Raw genomic sequence first — 2311 nt, forward strand, 5'->3', positions numbered from 1 at the left:
CGCCTGCGCGCGGGCCGCCTGCTCGCCCGCGTTGGCCCGGTTCAGACGCCGGACGGTTTGCTGCAGCGTCTGGTTGGCTGCCGCCAGTCGCCAGGCGTTCCAGGCGGTCAGGCCCGAACCGATCACGGTTTCGCCTGACAGGTCTTCGAGAATGGTGAATTGTTTCGGCTCGGCGTTCAGCTTGGCCCCGGCGGCGTCGTCCCAGATCGTGGCCGAAACCACCAGCGCCGATTTCGGCGACAACACCAGCGGAATCCCCGGAACCGCCAGCGCATACCCGTCCACGGCCACGGCGATATGATAGTATTTATCGCCGTCATAGCGCGAGAACCGCTGTTTCAGCTGATCGGTCAGCACGGCCTTCCATTCGTCAGGGGTCGCGGTGCGCGAGGGACCGATTGACTGCACATCATCGGCAACCACGATCGTGTGCCCCAGCAGGAAATCACCCATGGCGACCGGCGGTTCGTCCAGATCGTTCGAGCCCGAGCATCCCGCAACCGCCAACAGCGCCAACAGGGCCGCGCCTTTCCGAATCCGACTGAACATCGCCTGCATTCCCCACCTCACGAGATTAATGTTCCGGAATGGTTAGCCCAGCCCGGCCCGCCGTGCAACGCGCCTAGGTAAAGCGATTGTCGCGGGGAAAGCCGCGCGGCGCCATTTTGCCGGTGCCGGCGCGTTTGCCCAGCCATTCGCGCAGATCGGTCTCGCTGCGGGTGCGTCCGGCGGGGTCTTTCCATGTCAGACCCTCGGCCAGCACAAAGGTGGTGGCATCGGACAGGCCGCCATCCTTGTATTTCTGCAACCGAACGCCTTTGCCACGCGCCATTTCCGGCAGTTCCTCGATCGGGAAGATCAGAACCTTGCGGTTTTCGCCGACGCAAGCGACGTGATCGCCCGCCACATAACGACAGACCTGCGCCACGGTGCCATCCTTGACGTTCAGAGCCTGTTTGCCGGCGCGGGTCTGGGCCACGACATCATCGGCGGGCACAAGGAATCCGTCTCCGGCCGAACTGGCCAGCAACAGCTTTTCGCCGGGGCGGTGAATGAACAGATCGACGATTTCGGCCTCGTTCGGCAGATCGACCATCAGGCGCACCGGCTCGCCCATGCCGCGCCCGCCGGGCAGTTGCGAGGCGGGCAAAGTATAGAACCGCCCGTTCGAGCCCAGTAGCAACAGCTTGTCGGTGGTTTCGGCGTGGAAGGCAAAGCGCCCCTCGTCGCCATCTTTGAACTTCAGCGCCTGCGCCAGATCGATATGACCCTTCATGCCGCGCACCCAGCCCATTTTCGAGCAGACAACAGTGATCGGCTCGCGTTCGATCATCGCCTCCAGCGGCACCTCTTCGACCTCGCCCGCCTCGGCAAAGCGGCTGCGGCGGGCGCCACCGACGGATTTCTTGCCGAATTTGGTGCGGGTTTCGCGCAACTGTTCGGAAATGCTGTCCCACTGGACATGTTCGTTTTCCAGCAGGTCCTCAAGCCCGGCGCGTTCTTCCATCAGGGCGTCGCGTTCGCGCTGAAGCTCAATTTCCTCAAGCCGCCGCAACGACCGCAAGCGCATGTTCAGGATCGCTTCCGCCTGCACTTCGGTCAGTTCACCCGGACCGGCGCCGGGGCTGACGTAATCCTTTTCCGACACGGCGCGACGGTGGTCCAGCGACCAATCCTCGCGCATCAGCGCCGCCTTGGGATCGTCGTCATAGCGGATGATGTCGATCACCCGGTCAAGGTTCAGGAAAGCGATGATAAAGCCTTCCAGCACCTCAAGCCGGTGGTCGATCTTTTCCATCCGGTGCTGGCTGCGGCGGATCAGAACCTCGCGGCGGTGGTCGAGGAAGGCGCGCAGCACCTCTTTCAGGCTGCACACCTTGGGGGTGCGGCCATCAATCAGCACGTTCATGTTCAGGCTGAACCGCACCTCAAGATCCGATTGCCGGAACAGCGTGCCCATCAGCAGTTCAGGATCGATATTCTTGGTGCGCGGCTCGAAAATCAGGCGCACGTCATCGGCGCTTTCGTCGCGGACATCGGCGAGGATCGGCACCTTGCGGGTCTGGATCAGTTCCGCCAGCTTCTCGATCAGCTTGGATTTCTGCACCTGATAGGGTATCTCGGTAACCACGACCTGCCATTGGCCACGCCCCAGATCCTCGACCTCCCATTTGGCGCGCAGGCGGAAGCTGCCGCGCCCGGTGCGATAGGCCTCAAGGATGTTCTCGCGCGGCTCGACGATTACGCCGCCGGTGGGGAAATCGGGGCCGGGAATATGTTCGATCAGGGTTTCGTCGCGGGCATTCGGGGC

General features: G+C 63.0%; 2 protein-coding genes. Both read right to left on the minus strand.

Annotation, left to right across the window (positions count from 1 at the left end):
• Positions 1-549 (minus strand): hypothetical protein (locus ABYW26_RS13535; protein WP_372605440.1); only part of this gene is annotated, 549 nt, incomplete at its 3' end.
• 73 nt (positions 550-622) lie between these two features.
• Positions 623-2311 (minus strand): DNA gyrase subunit A (locus ABYW26_RS13540; protein ID WP_372605441.1); only part of this gene is annotated, 1689 nt, incomplete at its 5' end.

This window comes from Actibacterium sp. (assembly GCF_041584535.1).
Classification (GTDB): Bacteria; Pseudomonadota; Alphaproteobacteria; order Rhodobacterales; family Rhodobacteraceae; genus Actibacterium_D.